This window comes from Amphibacillus xylanus NBRC 15112 (genome assembly GCF_000307165.1).
Lineage (GTDB): Bacteria > Bacillota > Bacilli > Bacillales > Amphibacillaceae > Amphibacillus > Amphibacillus xylanus.
Window position 1 is genome coordinate 645,359 of record NC_018704.1, and the last position, 15,991, is coordinate 661,349.

General features: G+C 38.5%; 12 protein-coding genes and 2 rRNA genes. 10 read left to right on the plus strand and 4 right to left on the minus strand.

What is annotated here, in order from left to right:
• Positions 1 to 42: 42 nt before the first annotated feature.
• Positions 43 to 291, minus strand: coding sequence for a YuzB family protein (locus tag AXY_RS03260; protein ID WP_015009361.1), 249 nt, complete (start codon positions 289 to 291; stop codon positions 43 to 45).
• A gap of 193 nt (positions 292 to 484) precedes the next feature.
• Here AXY_RS03260 and AXY_RS03265 point away from each other — a divergent pair, with 193 nt between their 5' ends.
• On the plus strand, positions 485 to 1,129 hold the full coding sequence (locus AXY_RS03265; RefSeq protein ID WP_015009362.1) for a helix-turn-helix transcriptional regulator: 645 nt from the start codon (positions 485 to 487) through the stop codon (positions 1,127 to 1,129).
• Between the two features lie 195 nt (positions 1,130 to 1,324).
• The gene (recX, locus tag AXY_RS03270) at positions 1,325 to 2,137 is read left to right on the plus strand and encodes a recombination regulator RecX (protein ID WP_015009363.1); all 813 of its coding nucleotides are present in this window, start codon (positions 1,325 to 1,327) and stop codon (positions 2,135 to 2,137) included.
• Positions 2,138 to 2,174: 37 nt separating this feature from the next.
• Here the strand turns inward: recX and AXY_RS03275 are convergent, their stop codons facing one another.
• Positions 2,175 to 2,966 carry a Cof-type HAD-IIB family hydrolase gene (locus AXY_RS03275; protein WP_015009364.1) on the minus strand — a complete coding sequence of 264 codons (792 nt, stop codon included), beginning with the start codon at positions 2,964 to 2,966 and terminating at the stop codon, positions 2,175 to 2,177.
• A gap of 126 nt (positions 2,967 to 3,092) precedes the next feature.
• A complete protein-coding gene (locus AXY_RS03280; protein WP_041450093.1) occupies positions 3,093 to 4,073 on the minus strand; it encodes a metal-dependent hydrolase in 981 nt (326 codons plus the stop codon).
• A gap of 144 nt (positions 4,074 to 4,217) precedes the next feature.
• On the opposite strand from AXY_RS03280, the gene mutY reads away from it, so the two are divergent.
• From mutY to ntdP, 3 genes are all read left to right on the plus strand, one after another.
• The gene (mutY, locus tag AXY_RS03285; RefSeq protein ID WP_015009366.1) at positions 4,218 to 5,282 is read left to right on the plus strand and encodes an A/G-specific adenine glycosylase; all 1,065 of its coding nucleotides are present in this window, start codon (positions 4,218 to 4,220) and stop codon (positions 5,280 to 5,282) included.
• Between the two features lie 80 nt (positions 5,283 to 5,362).
• A complete protein-coding gene (locus AXY_RS03290; RefSeq protein ID WP_041450094.1) occupies positions 5,363 to 5,539 on the plus strand; it encodes a gamma-type small acid-soluble spore protein in 177 nt (58 codons plus the stop codon).
• Between the two features lie 211 nt (positions 5,540 to 5,750).
• A complete protein-coding gene (gene ntdP, locus AXY_RS03295; RefSeq protein WP_015009368.1) occupies positions 5,751 to 6,284 on the plus strand; it encodes a nucleoside tri-diphosphate phosphatase in 534 nt (177 codons plus the stop codon).
• 79 nt (positions 6,285 to 6,363) lie between these two features.
• On the opposite strand, the gene AXY_RS03300 is transcribed toward ntdP, so the two are convergent.
• Positions 6,364 to 7,434, minus strand: coding sequence for an FUSC family protein (locus tag AXY_RS03300; RefSeq protein ID WP_015009369.1), 1,071 nt, complete (start codon positions 7,432 to 7,434; stop codon positions 6,364 to 6,366).
• Between the two features lie 788 nt (positions 7,435 to 8,222).
• Here AXY_RS03300 and AXY_RS03305 point away from each other — a divergent pair.
• From AXY_RS03305 to AXY_RS03325, 5 genes are all read left to right on the plus strand, one after another.
• The gene (locus tag AXY_RS03305) at positions 8,223 to 9,173 is read left to right on the plus strand and encodes a D-2-hydroxyacid dehydrogenase (protein WP_015009370.1); all 951 of its coding nucleotides are present in this window, start codon (positions 8,223 to 8,225) and stop codon (positions 9,171 to 9,173) included.
• Between the two features lies 1 nt (position 9,174).
• Positions 9,175 to 9,735, plus strand: a complete 561-nt coding sequence (locus AXY_RS03310; RefSeq protein WP_015009371.1) for a cob(I)yrinic acid a,c-diamide adenosyltransferase — start codon at positions 9,175 to 9,177, stop codon at positions 9,733 to 9,735.
• A 255-nt stretch (positions 9,736 to 9,990) separates the two neighbouring features.
• Entirely contained in the window at positions 9,991 to 10,434 is a 444-nt protein-coding gene (gene perR / locus AXY_RS03315) for a peroxide-responsive transcriptional repressor PerR (RefSeq protein ID WP_041450095.1), read from the plus strand.
• Positions 10,435 to 10,873: 439 nt separating this feature from the next.
• A 16S ribosomal RNA gene (locus AXY_RS03320) occupies positions 10,874 to 12,443 on the plus strand.
• Positions 12,444 to 12,932: 489 nt separating this feature from the next.
• A 23S ribosomal RNA gene (locus AXY_RS03325) occupies positions 12,933 to 15,855 on the plus strand.
• The 16S and 23S rRNA genes sit together here, the layout of an rRNA operon.
• The last annotated feature ends 136 nt before the right edge of the window (positions 15,856 to 15,991 follow it).

Genomic DNA, 15,991 nt, shown 5'->3' on the forward strand with positions numbered 1-15,991 from the left:
GAATCAAAAGGCAGACGCTTTTTTTTTGAAAAAATATTTAAATTAAGCTTGAAGCTGTGATAATTCCTCTTCAATAGCTTGACGAATTCGAGTTAAACATTCATCAACATCTCTACCACGCACTCTTTTACCATTTACTAAAGCAAAAGGATTGAATCTGCATAAACCGCATAGAGATAGGCATTGATTGACGATAACGGAAACTTCCGGATATTCCTCTTCTAATAATCGTTCAGCATCAACTGTTATTAAGACATTACTTTCGCAGATTTCTACGATGACAATCCCCATATTAATCTACCCTTTCAGGAAAAACTTATCTTATTAGAATATCATTGTAGTGGATACAATGATGTTTGTCATTTAATATACACCAATTGTGACATTTTAGACGTAGGAGATTAATAAGTAATAAATGTTCACACTTTGTTATTTACTTCACAAATATTTTAAGCTATGATTAAATAAAGGGTGGGTGTTTTGGATGAGTTCACAGAAAACAACTAGACAATCAATTGTTGAGCTTTTAAAGAAGAACAAGGAATTGTCAGTAAGTGGGTTAAAAGAGTATTTAGATATAACCGAAATGGCTGTTAGAAAGCATTTAGTAAAGTTAGAAGCTGATGAATTGATTACATCAAGATCTATTCGTCAACCAATGGGACGACCTGTTATCTATTATAGTTTAACTGAAAAGGGCCACGAAATTTTCCCTAATAACTATGATAAGATTGTAGTTGAACTACTACAAGATATTCATGAAAATTTAGGCGAAGAAACAATCGACACACTATTCAAAAACCGCGAACAGCGACTACGAAAAAGGTATCAACGCCGCATTTATAAAGAAGATTCATTGACTGAGAGAGTTGAACAATTAGTCGATGTCCAATCTGAGAACGGCTATATGGCCGAATTTTCCGCTCCAGAAAATGATGATACCATCACATTTGAACAATATAATTGTCCAATCGCAGCAATCGCAGATCGATACGACAGACCTTGCCATTATGAATTAGAATTATTTAAAGAAGTATTAGGTACAGATCAAATTGAGCGAGTAGAATGTATTGCAAAAGGTGGTAAAAGCTGCAAGTATGTTATTCAAAAGCTAGAGTCAGAACAATAGTGAATCCCTCTTACGTGAAGAGGGATTTTTAATTTGAATTAATAGATAATTTTATCTCATCTGATTGAGAGATTAAGCGTTATCGCTAATCAATTTTGATTCAATTAAAATAGTATAACTTAAATTGTATATTGTTATTTTTACAAAGTTCTTGATAATTTATTCATGTTATAATGACTGTACGAGGTGATTGAAGTGACAGAAATCACAAGAATAACAATACAGAAAAATAACCAACATCGTTATAATATTTTCATTAAAAAAGAAGGAAAAGAACAGTATGGTTTTAGTGTAGAAGAAGAGACGTTAATTAGTGAGGGTTTAAAAAAAGGTGAAAAACTAGATCAAGCTAAAATAAATGAATTAATGAGAACAGATGACCTTAATAAGGCCTATAATAGTGCTATTCATTATCTAAGCTATCGCATGCGCTCGACGAAAGAAATTAAAGACTATCTACTTAAAAAAGAATTAGATGAAGAACAGCTAGAAGTTATCATTGAACGTTTGAATCGCCATAACTTACTAGATGATCAAGCTTTTGCAGAAGCTTATGTCACGACGAAAATGAATACAGGATTCAAAGGTCCAGAACAAATACGAATAGAGTTGGTTCAAAAAGGTATTAAGCATGAGATGATTGATTATGCGCTACAACTTTATTCTGAGCAAAAGCAATTAATCTTAATCGAAAAATGGCTAGGGAAACAAATGAAGAAATCAGCTCGTCAATCATATCGCCAAAGAATTAATAAGATGAAGCAACAATTGATGCAAAAAGGTTTTCAGCAATCGACAATCGAACAAGCATTTCAACAGTATGAGTTAGACAAAGATGATGATCAAGAGTGGCAAGCACTAGTTTACCAAGGCGAAAAGGCATTAAGAAGTTATCAAGCAAAATCAGAAGGTTATCAACTTGTGCAAAAAATTAAAGCCTCTCTCTATCGAAAGGGCTTTAATCAAGATTTAATTGAACGATTTATTGATGAGCACTTACCAAATTAATTTAATGTACAAAAATAAAAATCAAACCTGATCTATATTACAATAAGCCATTTGCCTTTAAGTGATCAATTGCTTCATAAACATGATTAACAATATATTTTCCAGCTTGTTTAACATCATGGTCTGCGCTTGACATCACATAGCTATGTGGTGTCATTTGAAGCATTTCAATATCATTTTGAGAATCACCAATCACAGCAATTTCCTCAGGTTTTATTGACATCGTTTGAATTAACTGATCGAGTCCAATCTGCTTGTTAACACCTGTCGGCATGATATCCATACACTTTGGTGCAGATAACACACTTTCTAGTTTGCCTTTAAAACGAGCATTTAACTCGGATTGGATGACTAATAACTGTTCAATTTCTCCAAGCAACATAAACTTCGTGATATCTAATTGATGTTTAAGTTTGCCCTCAAGCTGTTCAGTATGTATAAGTCTGTGATTAAACAATACTTGAAGATCATTTAAAATTGGAATATCTTGTTCAAATAAAATGTCATCTTTCGTTGTTACAAAATAGTAGGCTGGATATTTTTTTAATTGCTGATAAACAACCTGACTTAAGTCCTTTGAAAATTGACGTTTAAAAATTATTTCCTCAGCCTTATTAATGACATATGCACCATTTTGACTCACACGGTGACCATTTATGTCTAATTGGTTAAACAGACAGACGATATCCCGATCTGATCGTCCAGTGGCAAACGCAATCTCAGTACCATTTTGATATAACGCTTGAATCGCTTCTTGGTTCTCTTTTTCTATATAGCGATGATCTTTCAAAAGCGTGCCATCTAAATCAGTAGCAAATAATTTAATCATTTAATCATCCTTTCGCAATTCATCTCTAACTTCTACTCTAAGCTAATAAGGCAAACGACGCAATAAAAACCCCTTAAAATTGTATTGATCAGACAATACTTTAAGGGGATTTGGACAGGAAAAAATTTATAGATCTTCAATAAGTAATTTGTCTTGGAGCTTCGCCTCTGAAAAGATCCAACCTGTGTATGATTTTAATATTTGCAGATCTTTTGTGATTTTCACTACTGCAACAAATGGATAATGATCCTTTGAACGGTAACGTAAATCAATGAAACGAACTTCAGTGTAAGCATCATATTCAGTTTGTTCCCAGCGATACACTTTTGAAAATGATAGAAACGCATCAACATTTTGATCTGTTTTAGCGACTCTCATTATTTCTGTATCAGGTACTGGCGTTCGTTCAAATTGATCGACAATCTGAATATTACCATCATTTGCTCTAGCAACGTAAAATTTATCTTTAGTCGTAATTGCAACACGCCAAATTTTTTGACTAATGGTTGGAGATGTGAAGATCCCCTCAACATTATAAAAAGATCGACGAATTTTCCGCTCTAATACTTTTTTCTGCCAAAATCGTTTTAGGTAATATAAAACGAGCAAGAAATAAATGATGAGAAACGTTTTAACAGGACTTGCTCCTAAAAGCCAAAACGCAAATCCAATAATATGAGCAGAAAAGATAACCGGATCAAATGTATTGATAAAACCAAGCCCTACCCACTTTCTTGAAAAAGGTCGAAAAGCTTGGGTTCCATAAGCGTTAAAGATATCAACGAGTACATGGAGAAATACAGCGAGTGCTGTCCAGAACCAAATATTAATATAGGGTATATCAGGTACGATTAAATAAATGATCCCCGAAATGAACAATCCCCAAAAAATCATTAACGGGATTGAATGCGTAATCCCACGATGATGGCGCAAATAGACTGCGTTATTTCTTAATTTTAAGATTGTATCAAAATCAGGAGCGTGTGAGCCAATAATCGTTCCAGCCATAACAGCAGTAAAAAAGATTGGATTCTGTTGAATAACCGGATCAATAGTAGCGATTCCACCTAAAGCAATCCCCATTGCAATATGAGTACCAGTATCGATTTGTGCTCACCTCTTTCAAATGATGTAATTAGTCGATATAATCAAAGTTACTTCAATTTATTTTCCTTTATATTTTGCCATAATTGTAGTGGATTAAACATTTTATGATTATACATACGAGATCAAGAAAAAAGGGTGACAAGATTGCAGCCAGATTTATTTGATAAAAAAGCATTCCAAACAGACTTAATTCAGTGGTTTAAACAAAATCAGCGCCAATTACCTTGGCGTGAAGATCAAGATCCATATAAAGTATGGGTTTCTGAAATTATGCTCCAACAAACACAAGTAGATACAGTCATTCCGTACTTTAAAAACTTTATTGATAAATTCCCAACTCCAACAGCATTAGCTGAAGCTGATGAACAAGATGTACTAAAAGCGTGGGAAGGTCTTGGGTATTATTCAAGAGCACGCAATCTCCATACAGCAGTCAAGGAAGTTAAAGAAAAATATCAAGGCATCGTACCAGAAGATCGTCAACAATTAAGTAAACTAAAAGGGATTGGACCTTATACATTAGGAGCGATTATGAGTATCGCATATGATCAACCTGAGCCAGCGGTAGATGGTAATGTCATGCGAGTCATGTCACGCGTATTTCGAATTGACGATGATATAGCCAAACAAAAAACGAGACGGATTTTTGAAAATTTAGTTCGTGAAATTATTTCGCTTGAAGATCCATCGAGCTTTAATCAAGGTGTAATGGAGTTAGGTGCTTTAATTTGCAAGCCAAGGAACCCTCAATGTCAGCTATGTCCAGTTCGAGCACACTGCCAGGCTTTTCAATCGAATTCTCAAGCAGATTATCCAGTTAAGTCAAAACAGAAAAAACAGAAAACACTACATTATTATGTGACCATTTTAGAAAGCCAATCAGGTGAATTTTTAATTGAAAAAAGACCTTCAGCAGGATTGCTAGCAGGATTATGGCAATTTCCGATGATTGAACAAGGTGAAGTAGATGCACAGCTTTTAGCAACATTTCTAGAACAAACATACAAAACAAAGGTATTGAATACTCAAAAATTAGAATCGATCAAACATATTTTCACACATTTAATTTGGTCAATTGATGTATTTCACTTTAAAGTAGCAGACTTTTCAATAACTGAATCTGCACAGCAATTGGTATCTTTAGCTGATATGAAGGACTATCCATTTCCAGTTCCTCATCAAAAAATAATTGAACAGCTTAATATATGAGTGTAAAAAAATATTATCATTAATTTCTGAATAGTCACCGCGAAACTGGTTACTCTAATCGGTGTGGAGGTGATATGCAAATGGCTAAGAACCAAAATAAAAACCAAGCTAGAAGTAAAACTAATGTTGAGGAAGTAAAACGACAAAATCAGCAAGCTCAACAAGGACAAGGTCAATATGGAACTGAGTTTGCTTCTGAAACGGATACAGCTCAAGTGAGACAACAAAACAAAAAATCGCAACAAAATAAGAAGTAACTTTAATTAATAAAAAAAGAGGCATGAATGAAAAGCGCTCCGAATTTGAAGTATGTTCTAACATTCGGGGTGCTTTTCTTATGGTTCTTTTTTTATTAATAGTCTATCTTACTCATGGATGCCGCTAGATAAAAAAGCTAGTCTAAATAGTTTCATTTGAGGTTAATTAAAGTTATAATAAAGAGAGCTTAAACAATGAAAGGAAGAAACAATGGTTGTGCCAAATCAAGGTTCACCTATAAAAATTGTAAGTTATAAGCATGATGGCCAGCTACATCGAACGTGGCAAGAGACAACAGTTCTAAAAGCAACAAATAGTCGAATTATAGGTGCGAATGATCGGACTAAAGTCTTTGAAAGTGATGGAAGGACTTGGGTCACTAGAGAACCAGCTATTTGCTTTTTTTACACTAAATACTGGTTTAATATTATTGGGATGCTTCGAGAGGACGGTATTCATTACTATTGTAATATTAGCTCTCCGTTTATTTATGAGTCAGGAGCTGTAAAGTATATCGATTACGATTTAGATATTAAAGTATTTCCTGATATGACTTATACACTTTTAGATGAGGATGAATATGCGCTTCATCGTGAACGAATGAATTATCCAGAAGTTCTGGATCGAATTTTATGGAATAATGTTTCTCAGTTGAAACAAATGATTCATCAACGTAAAGGTCCGTTCGCCTATGAACATGTCGAAAGATGGTATGAAATGTTTTTAACTTATCGCTCATTCTAAATAATAAAAAAATGACCTCGCATATGATAAGTAAGAGATAACGATTGTTACACTCACTTTAGTTATGCAGGTCATTTTTTTATTGTTCTAAATCTCGTTTTGGCACTATCTTCACTTTTTCATTAGCATGAAATTTCTCATAGCTACTTAATAATGCTTGCAAATGATTAAGTTCATGGTCGTACCTTACTAATTTTGTTGCTAGAGGTAAGAAGACCAGATAGTCGCTAGAGTTTTCTTGGTATAATTTTAAAAGACCATCAACAAACTCAGTAATATTGGAATGACTATCATGACTTTGATTATTTGGTTTAATTTTTCCGGTAAAACTAAGTAGCATATGTTCATGACGGTGAACGACATAATCTATTTCTTCAACTAGTTTCGTTCGAATATCAATTGGGATCATATTTGTTCGATTATCAACAGTATGAATCGTTCGAAGTAAACTGAAACTTACATGACTCACTTTAATCAGTTGTCTAAAGATGACAAGCTTTCGAGCACGCATAAATTTATTTTTAGGCAAATAGATTCTTTCTTCAGAGAAAAGTAAATACAATTCATCCATTCGTTTTAATTCATTATGAAGATTTTGCATTTCTTTTTTTAATGAAGGATCATCGGATAAATGCCTGATGGTTACTCTTAACCACTGGATAATTTCTAGAGTTAATTGCTTGATATGTTCAAATAATGTCGATTCATATTTGGGAGGAATAAACACAAGGTTCACGACAAAAGCCGCTAATATTCCAAACATTAACGATGAAAATCGCACAATACCAAAGGCTAGAATTTCCATTGATGTTGTTTCCATTACAGAAATAACGGCCATTAATGCAATTGAGACAGCACTTTTTTCAAATTTTAATAAACGGCATATGATGATGACAGTGACTACGGCCAGTCCAACGACAACTGCATCATTACCAATCGTGTATGCTAAACTAACCCCCGTGACAACACCAATTAAGTTACCGTATAACTGTTTAAATGTAATTTTAAAAGACTGATAAATAGAAGGCTGCATAGCAAAGACTGCTGCGAAACCAGCAAATGCAGGAGATGGAAAACTAAGTAATCCAGCAAAGTATAATGCAATGGCAACAGCTAGTCCTGTTTTAAACATTCGAGCTCCTAATTTCATCGGTAAGCCCCCTTATGATAGAACTGAATAAATCTATTATAAACAATATTTAAATTGACTCAATATCTAAACAAGTGAATTGTGATGACAAATTAATTATAGCATGGAATGATTTTTATGTTTGATGATATAGCTTATGGATAGTAGGCTGAAATATTAAAAAATGAAGAAAAACAAAAAGGACCTTTACTAACTTAACTTAGTAAAGGCCAAGTTCATGCTTTGAAGGGAAGTCATACAAATTGACAAAAAAAGCATGAGTTGAAATTAAATTTCAAGATTTATAATAGCATAATCTAAAAAAATAATCAATTCATAAATAAACAAAAATTCATAATTTTATTAAATTTTTAGAAAAATAGTATCAGGTTCTAATTTTTACTAAAGAGGCAGTGTATTTTTAATGTGTTTGTTTGTGTTTTGTCGCGTTAAAATGCTGGTATAATAATGATTTTGTATATATTATATAAATTGTTATCTTGTCATAATTAAATGCATAATCAATATAAAAACACATTTTTATCATTGAATATTAATTCATTAATTATTATTTTTATTCATAAAACAGTGATTTGAAAGGATGATTAATTACAAGTTGAGATAAAGACTATTATTTATAGCTATTATCGGGATAAGTATTAAAGTATGACAAAAATGGTGATGTTTAGATAAAATTAGATAGGGAAATTATTATTTGATATAACCACATTAGTGCTGTGCTCAATAAAATGGCCGATGTGTTTTATTATATAGAAGAAAGGTGATTTTTACTTATAAGGAGGAGACCAATGTTAATCTTAACAACGACACGTTTGACAGATGAAATTGAACAGGAATTGATTCAGGAATTTGACGAGATAAGATTTATATTTAAAGAAAATATTGAAGCGGCTGATAATCATTTAGAAGAAGCGGATATATTACTAACGTTTGGTAGTGATATTAGGCGTGAGCACATCAAAAAGGCAACGAAATTAAAATGGATTATGGTTCTATCTGCTGGAATTAATCAAATGCCTCTTGGAGAAATCCAAGAACGCAAAATTCTTTTAACAAATGTTAGAGGTATACATAAAACACAAATGGCCGAATATGCTTTAGCGATGCTATTAAATTACTATCAAAATTTATTTACTTATTACAAACGCCAACAAGAAAAAGTTTGGGATAAATCAATTAAAAGACGTGAGATTACCGGACGGACGTTAACTGTTGTCGGTGCTGGATCAATTGGTTCAGAATTAGCGAGACTATCAAAGGCCTTTCATATGAAGACGATAGCTGTAACTAATTCCGGCGGAGAACGTCCATATTTTGATCAAGTCTATCAAAATGATCAAATTAAAGAAGCGTTAGAGCAAGCGGATTTTATCGTTTCGATATTGCCTGAGACAGAAAAAACGAAAGGTTATTATAGTAAAGATCATTTTAAATGGATGAAACAATCAGCGATATTTTTAAATATGGGACGAGGATCAGCAGTAACAGAAAATGTGTTGCTACAAGCATTAAATGATAATGAAATTGAGCATGCTATATTAGATGTGACACCGATTGAACCATTACCAAGGGAAAGTCAGTTATGGTCTCATGAAAAGGTAACATTAACACCTCATATTTCTGGTGGGTCAGAACAATATATACCACGTGCTGTGGCGTTATTCCGTGAAAGTCTCATGGAGTTTTTAGAAACAAGTACAGTATCAATAAATAAAATAAACATAGATAAGGGGTATTAAGATGCGAATATATACAAGATCTGGAGACAAGGGTGAGACATCTTTAGTCTATGGAGAACGAGTGCCGAAAAATCACTTGCGTGTAGAAGCATACGGAACATGTGATGAGGCAAATGCAGTAATTGGAATCGCAACAAGCTCGATTGATCAAGGTTTAAGTTGGTCAATACAAGAAAGAAAATCTTTTGTGGAATGTATGCATAGAATTCAAACACTTCTATTTCATGTTGGAGCAGAGTTGTCAACTCCAAAAGGAAAAGAAGTAGCTTGGCCGATTACTCAAGATCATATAGATCGTTTAGAGGAAACTATAGATAAATGGGAACAAGAGGTTCCACCATTAACGCAATTTATTTTACCAAATGGTCATCCAACAGGTGCAAGTTTACATCATGCTCGAACAATTGTTAGACGTGCTGAACGAATTGTGGTTGGCATCAAGGATGAAGTTAATCCACTTGTCTTAGTATTTTTAAATCGTCTCTCTGATCTATTATTTGTTGCGGCAAGGTATGTCAATAAATTTAGTGTTTATGATGAAATTGAATTTGTTAAAGAATAATAAATACAAATGAAAACATCCACTACCTCTAAATGAGTATGTCATTTAATTGACATACTAAGTATTACAGAGTAAACTGATTATAAGAATTATAATATAATAATTGAAACAATAGAGTAAAGAAACTTATCTATGTTTTGAAAATGATTTTAGACTATAGTCGCTAATGAAAGTGGTTTTCCTTTAGCAATTAATTATAGTAATTAATGATTAATGAATAATGATTTTATTTTATTGAAAGTGAGGTGGGTGGCCATGCACGATCATCATGAGCATAATGAACTTCAAGATGCAGTTGAACGATTGAAACAATCAGGTGTGCGAATTACTCCACAACGATTTGCTGTTTTAGAATTTTTAGTTAACGCTAAATCGCATCCAACAGCTGATGAAATTTATAAAGCTTTAGAGGGTAAGTTCCCAAACATGAGTGTTGCTACAGTATATAATAACTTGCGTGTATTTAGAGAAATCGGATTGGTGAAGGAATTAACATACGGTGATGCCTCTAGTCGTTTTGATTACACAACATCAAAACATTATCATGTTATATGTGAGTCTTGCGGTAAAATTGTTGATTTCCATTATCCAACATTAGATGAAGTTGAATCATTGGCTGAAAAAGTAACAGGCTTTTCAATCAGTCACCACCGCATGGAAATATACGGAACATGCCCGGGATGTAAAGTCACACATTAATAATTTTCACGCTAAACTCTGGATTAATCTAATAAATCCAGAGTTTTTTTAATCAACTTGTATTAGTTCCTTCATTGATAGGTAAAAATAATCTTTAGTCAATTTGAAAATTAATTTATATTTTTTCAAAAAAACTATTGGCGAAAATAAAAAAACATGCTATAGTATTAAACGTCGCTCGAGATTGGAGCTACCACCTCTAGTAATAAAAGAGGTAGTCACTGATTAACGTTAATACTTATCTTTTAAAAGGTTTTAAAAAAATAAAAAATAAGTGTTGACTTTTGAAGGTTAATCGGTATATAATATAAAAGCTGTCGCAAACGAAGGCAGTAACAATTGATCTTTGAAAACTGAATCCAAACAACGAAAGATGTTAAGAAAAACAAGTAAGAAGAAGCTAGTGCTTCAAAATTGAGTTAATCGTAACTCTATCAATTTTATTGAGAGTTTGATCTTGGCTCAGGATGAACGCTGGCGGCGTGCCTAATACATGCAAGTCGAGCGCGTGAAATTAAACAGATCTCTTCGGAGTGACGTTTAATGGATCGAGCGGCGGATGGGTGAGTAACACGTGGGCAACCTGCCTATAAGACTGGGATAACTTACGGAAACGTGAGCTAATACCGGATAAAACCTTTTGTCTCCTGACAAGAGGATAAAAGATGGCGCAAGCTATCACTTATAGATGGGCCCGCGGCGCATTAGCTAGTTGGTGAGATAAAAGCTCACCAAGGCAACGATGCGTAGCCGACCTGAGAGGGTGATCGGCCACACTGGGACTGAGACACGGCCCAGACTCCTACGGGAGGCAGCAGTAGGGAATCTTCCGCAATGGACGAAAGTCTGACGGAGCAACGCCGCGTGAACGAAGAAGGTCTTCGGATCGTAAAGTTCTGTTGTTAGGGAAGAACACGTACCATTCGAATAGGGTGGTACCTTGACGGTACCTAACGAGAAAGCCCCGGCTAACTACGTGCCAGCAGCCGCGGTAATACGTAGGGGGCAAGCGTTGTCCGGAATTATTGGGCGTAAAGCGCGCGCAGGCGGTTCTTTAAGTCTGATGTGAAATCTTGCGGCTCAACCGCAAGCGGTCATTGGAAACTGGAGAACTTGAGGACAGAAGAGGAGAGTGGAATTCCACGTGTAGCGGTGAAATGCGTAGAGATGTGGAGGAACACCAGTGGCGAAGGCGACTCTCTGGTCTGTAACTGACGCTGAGGCGCGAAAGCGTGGGTAGCGAACAGGATTAGATACCCTGGTAGTCCACGCCGTAAACGATGAGTGCTAGGTGTTAGGGGGTTTCCGCCCCTTAGTGCTGGCGTTAACGCATTAAGCACTCCGCCTGGGGAGTACGGCCGCAAGGCTGAAACTCAAAAGAATTGACGGGGACCCGCACAAGCGGTGGAGCATGTGGTTTAATTCGAAGCAACGCGAAGAACCTTACCAGGTCTTGACATCCCGCTGACCGCTATGGAGACATAGCTTTCCCTTCGGGGACAGCGGTGACAGGTGGTGCATGGTTGTCGTCAGCTCGTGTCGTGAGATGTTGGGTTAAGTCCCGCAACGAGCGCAACCCTTGAACTTAGTTGCCAGCATTCAGTTGGGCACTCTAAGTTGACTGCCGGTGACAAACCGGAGGAAGGTTGGGATGACGTCAAATCATCATGCCCCTTATGACCTGGGCTACACACGTGCTACAATGGATGGTACAAAGGGCTGCGAAACCGCGAGGTGGAGCCAATCCCATAAAACCATTTTCAGTTCGGATTGTAGGCTGCAACTCGCCTACATGAAGCCGGAATCGCTAGTAATCGCGGATCAGAATGCCGCGGTGAATACGTTCCCGGGTCTTGTACACACCGCCCGTCACACCACGAGAGTTAGCAACACCCGAAGTCGGTGAGGTAACGCTTTTAGCGAGCCAGCCGCCGAAGGTGGGGCCAATGATTGGGGTGAAGTCGTAACAAGGTAGCCGTATCGGAAGGTGCGGCTGGATCACCTCCTTTCTAAGGAAAATCAGGAAGTGGAGACGCCTTGCTCATCGACGTACAGATTGGAGAAGGCCTGACGAGATAAAGGAAATACGATGAACGTAAGTGAATCGATATTGACTTATCGTAGGAAGGCATTCGAAATCTGCTAGTCGATAAGGCGTCGGAGCTAGACTGATCTAGGAACAGCCCTACGGGCTGACTTAACAATTCAGTTGTTTGGTTCAGTTTTGAGAGATCAATCTCTCAAAGGATCTTCTGTTAAAATCGTCACATCCGTGGGACTGCGATTACTCGCCCCATCGAAAACATTTGTGACAACACAGAAGTCACCACATCCGTGTGGAAGCGTACCTTGAAAACTAGATAAGAATAAACAGTAAGTGAACATTCCTTATTTATGAGGATTGAACACGAACTGTATGACAAGACATCAAATCAAACTTTTAAACAAAGTAAGACCAAAAGTCTTTTTTACTGTGAAGCAATAAAAAGTTCAACTTTAGTTAAGTAAGAAAGAGCGCACGGTGGATGCCTTGGCACTAGGAGCCGACGAAGGACGGGACAAACACCGATATGTCTCGGGGAGCTGTACGTAAGCATTGATCCGGGAATTTCCGAATGGGGGAACCCACTACTCGTAATGGAGTAGTACATTTAACTGAATCCATAGGTTAAATGAGGCAGACCTGGGGAACTGAAACATCTAAGTACCCAGAGGAAGAGAAAGCAAAAGCGATTTCCTGAGTAGCGGCGAGCGAAACGGAATTAGCCCAAACCAGTAAGCTTGCTTACTGGGGTTGTAGGACACATCATTAGGAGTTACAAAGTGACGATTTACACGAAGCGATCTGGAAAGGTCCGCGATACAAGGTAACAGCCCTGTAGTGGAAAGATCATCACCTCCGATGTGTATCCTGAGTACGGCGGAACACGTGAAATTCCGTTGGAATCCGGGAGGACCATCTCCCAAGGCTAAATACTCCCTAGTGACCGATAGTGAACCAGTACCGTGAGGGAAAGGTGAAAAGCACCCCGGGAGGGGAGTGAAATAGTACCTGAAACCGTGTGCTTACAAGTAGTCGGAGCCCGTTAATGGGTGACGGCGTACCTTTTGTAGAATGGACCGGCGAGTTACGATTTTCTGCAAGGTTAAACCAGAAAAGGTGAAGCCGCAGCGAAAGCGAGTCTGAAACGGGCGAATATAGTAGAAGGTCGTAGACCCGAAACCGTGTGATCTACCCATGTCCAGGGTGAAGGTCAGGTAACACTGACTGGAGGCCCGAACCCACGTATGTTGAAAAATGCGGGGATGAGGTGTGGGTAGGGGTGAAAAGCCAATCGAACACGGAGATAGCTGGTTCTCTCCGAAATAGCTTTAGGGCTAGCCTCAAGATACGTATCCTGGAGGTAGAGCACTGATTGAACTAGGGGCCCTCATCGGGTTACCGAATTCAGTCAAACTCCGAATGCCAGAGATATAGACTTGGGAGTCAGACTATGGGTGATAAGGTTCATAGTCGAGAGGGAAACAACCCAGACCGTCAGCTAAGGTCCCAAAGTATACGTTAAGTGGAAAAGGATGTGGCGTTGCACAGACAACCAGGATGTTGGCTTAGAAGCAGCCACCATTTAAAGAGTGCGTAATAGCTCACTGGTCGAGTGACGCTGCGCCGAAAATGTACCGGGGCTAAACGTATCACCGAAGCTACGGATTGATCTTCGATCAATGGTAGGAGAGCGTTGTAAGTGCAGAGAAGTCAGACCGAGAGGACTGGTGGAGCGCTTAGAAGTGAGAATGCCGGTATGAGTAGCGAAAAAGAAGTGAGAATCTTCTTCACCGAATGCCTAAGGTTTCCTGAGGAAGGCTCGTCCACTCAGGGTTAGTCAGGACCTAAGCCGAGGCCGAAGGGCGTAGGCAATGGATGACAGGTTGATATTCCTGTACCACCTCGTGACCGTTACGAGCGAAGGGGGGACGCAGGAGGATAAGAAAAGCGTGCTGATGGAAATGCACGCCCAATCAGTGAGTGAGTCAGATAGGCAAATCCGTCTGATATTAATCATGAGCTGTGATGGGGAGGGAAATATAGTACCGAAGTTTCTGATTCCACACTGCCAAGAAAAGCCTCTAGCCAGGACACAGGTGCCTGTACCGCAAACCGACACAGGTAGGCGAGATGAGAATTCTAAGGTGAGCGGGAGAACTCTCGTTAAGGAACTCGGCAAAATGACCCCGTAACTTCGGGAGAAGGGGTGCTTCTTTTAGAAGAAGCCGCAGTGAAAAGGCCCAAGCGACTGTTTAGCAAAAACACAGGTCTCTGCGAAGCCGCAAGGCGAAGTATAGGGGCTGACACCTGCCCGGTGCTGGAAGGTTAAGGGAATGCGTTAGTACCTTTGGTACGAAGCGTTGAACTGAAGCCCCAGTGAACGGCGGCCGTAACTATAACGGTCCTAAGGTAGCGAAATTCCTTGTCGGGTAAGTTCCGACCCGCACGAAAGGTGCAACGACTTGGGCACTGTCTCAACGAGAGACCCGGTGAAATTATACTATGCGTGAAAATGCGCATTACCCGCGACAGGACGGAAAGACCCCGTGGAGCTTTACTGTAGCTTGATATTGAATGTTGATGCCATTTGTACAGGATAGGTGGGAGCCAAAGAAGCGTGAGCGCTAGCTTACGTGGAGGCGCCGGTGGGATACCACCCTGATGGTGTTGACCTTCTAACCCAGGACCGTTATCCGGTTCGGAGACAGTGTCAGGCAGGCAGTTTGACTGGGGCGGTCGCCTCCTAAAGAGTAACGGAGGCGCCCAAAGGTTCCCTCAGAATGGTTGGAAATCATTCATAGAGTGTAAAGGCAGAAGGGAGCTTGACTGCGAGACCTACAAGTCGAGCAGGGACGAAAGTCGGGCTTAGTGATCCGGTGGTTCCGCATGGAAGGGCCATCGCTCAACGGATAAAAGCTACCCCGGGGATAACAGGCTTATCTCCCCCAAGAGTCCACATCGACGGGGAGGTTTGGCACCTCGATGTCGGCTCATCGCATCCTGGGGCTGTAGTCGGTCCCAAGGGTTGGGCTGTTCGCCCATTAAAGCGGTACGCGAGCTGGGTTCAGAACGTCGTGAGACAGTTCGGTCCCTATCCGTCGTGGGCGTTTGGAAGTTTGAGAGGAGCTGTCCTTAGTACGAGAGGACCGGGATGGACATACCGCTGGTGCACCAGTTGTTCCGCCAGGAGCATGGCTGGGTAGCTACGTATGGAAAGGATAAGTGCTGAAAGCATCTAAGCATGAAGCCTCCCTCAAGATGAGACTTCCCATCTTTTAGAGTAAGATCCCTCAGAGACGATGAGGTAGATAGGTTCGAGGTGGAAGCATGGTGACATGTGAAGCTGACGAATACTAATCGATCGAGGACTTAACTAAAACAAAAAGCGAAAGCGACTATTCAGCATTGAATTTGATGACACTTGTCAGGTGCATTTCTTATCTAGTTTTCAGGGTATACATTTTAGACACAATTGTGTTTATAAAAAATGTTTTTCCTTGAAAACACTTGCAA

Bases quoted from the DNA above. Each gene is read 5' to 3' on its own strand.
- AXY_RS03260 (WP_015009361.1), bottom strand. From the start codon at position 291: ATGGGGATTGTCATCGTAGAAATCTGCGAAAGTAATGTCTTAATAACA.
- AXY_RS03265 (WP_015009362.1), top strand. From the start codon at position 485: ATGAGTTCACAGAAAACAACTAGACAATCAATTGTTGAGCTTTTAAAG.
- AXY_RS03275 (WP_015009364.1), bottom strand. From the start codon at position 2,966: ATGATTAAATTATTTGCTACTGATTTAGATGGCACGCTTTTGAAAGAT.
- AXY_RS03290 (WP_041450094.1), top strand. From the start codon at position 5,363: ATGGCTAAGAACCAAAATAAAAACCAAGCTAGAAGTAAAACTAATGTT.
- ntdP (WP_015009368.1), top strand. From the start codon at position 5,751: ATGGTTGTGCCAAATCAAGGTTCACCTATAAAAATTGTAAGTTATAAG.
- AXY_RS03300 (WP_015009369.1), bottom strand. From the start codon at position 7,434: ATGAAATTAGGAGCTCGAATGTTTAAAACAGGACTAGCTGTTGCCATT.
- AXY_RS03305 (WP_015009370.1), top strand. From the start codon at position 8,223: ATGTTAATCTTAACAACGACACGTTTGACAGATGAAATTGAACAGGAA.
- AXY_RS03310 (WP_015009371.1), top strand. From the start codon at position 9,175: ATGCGAATATATACAAGATCTGGAGACAAGGGTGAGACATCTTTAGTC.
- perR (WP_041450095.1), top strand. From the start codon at position 9,991: ATGCACGATCATCATGAGCATAATGAACTTCAAGATGCAGTTGAACGA.